The sequence below is a fragment of the Sporolactobacillus inulinus genome (assembly GCF_006539285.1).
Lineage (GTDB): Bacteria > Bacillota > Bacilli > Bacillales > Sporolactobacillaceae > Sporolactobacillus > Sporolactobacillus inulinus.
Map to the genome: position 1 here is coordinate 1 of NZ_BJMS01000207.1, position 1,339 is coordinate 1,339.

The window sequence follows — 1,339 nt, forward strand, 5'->3', positions numbered from 1 at the left end:
GCAAGCGAGTAACCGAAGCGACGATTCAGCACAGAGAAGACACGAGCGGGTGGTTTAAGAAAATGCTGCACGAACGCGCATGGATCCCATTCCGACGTGCATTCTGCCAAAGAAGTCGTCAATGAGATCTGCGCCGTCAATAGAAATGCTCATCAGTTACCTTAATACATGTCATGGCGCTTCTGTCCTTATAAATGGAACGATTGATCAGCGTAACACCGTTAACCTATTCGCAAAAATTCTGTGGAAACTGGGTCAATCGGAAAAAAACATTAGAAACCGCTTAAAAAGATTCGCTTTAATGCAAACATGCGATGTTCCGCTGGAGAGGCGGCTCATCGCATGTAAAGGACTTGATAAAATCATAGTAATGCGTACTCAGAAAATGATAAACAGGGCAAAAACAGCAGCAAGAATAAAACGATAGACCGCAAACGGTACAAGCGTGTAGCGGCGTAATAGTTTCATAAAGAAGAGAATGGCGAGCATTGCGACAACAAATGCGGTTAGAAAACCGACAACAAAGAGCGGGATGTCACTTGCCGACAGGAAATCAAGACTCTTATAAAAGTCTAATCCGCTTGCTCCGATCATCATCGGAACAGCCAAAATGAAAGAGAATTCTGCTGCCGTTTTTCGTTCTACCCCGGCAATGATCCCTCCGGCGATCGTGGAACCGGAACGCGAAAATCCGGACCAGAGTGACAGACATTGGAACAGACCAATGACAAAGGCTTGAGCGTAAGACAGCTCTTTTGTTCCTCTGCCGCCACGATTTGCAGCAATTTTTTCTGCAATAATCATTAGAATACCGCCAACAACCAGTGCGATGAGCACGCTCTGCGGCGAAAAAAGCACATTTTTAATAAAATCGCGTAAAAGAAAGCCGAGGATACCTGCAGGAATTCCGGCAACGATGATGTGGATTAAATTCAAATTTTCGGGTCCGGTTTTTGGCTCGTTTCGATAAAGCCCGAACAGACTCCACAATCGTTTCCAATAGAGGACTACAACAGCCATGATGGAGCCTAATTGAATGATGACCTCAAACGTTTTGGCCGTCTCGCCTTTAAAATTGAGCAGATCGGCAGCCAATATAAGATGCCCCGTTGAGGAAACAGGCGCAAATTCGGTTAATCCTTCTACGGCTCCGAGAATGACCGCAATGAATAGTTGAATCAAAAAGTTCACCAGCCTTAAATCGGTATTCGTTTCGTTTGTCAAACAAGCCCTCTTATTATAGCATATTCACACTTTGCATCCTTATAGCTGTTCGTCGAGGAATACAAAATCATGACTTCTAAATCGATTTTTTACTGGTAGGAAAGTATAAAAAATC

The 1,339-nt window shown here is 44.0% G+C and carries 1 protein-coding gene; it reads right to left on the bottom strand.

Annotation, left to right across the window (positions count from 1 at the left end; all coding sequences use genetic code 11):
• Nucleotides 1–378 precede the first annotated feature (378 nt).
• The gene (bacA, locus tag SIN01_RS14725; protein WP_029548172.1) at nt 379–1,182 is read right to left on the bottom strand and encodes an undecaprenyl-diphosphate phosphatase; all 804 of its coding nucleotides are present in this window, start codon (nt 1,180–1,182) and stop codon (nt 379–381) included.
• Between the last annotated feature and the right edge of the window lie 157 nt (nt 1,183–1,339).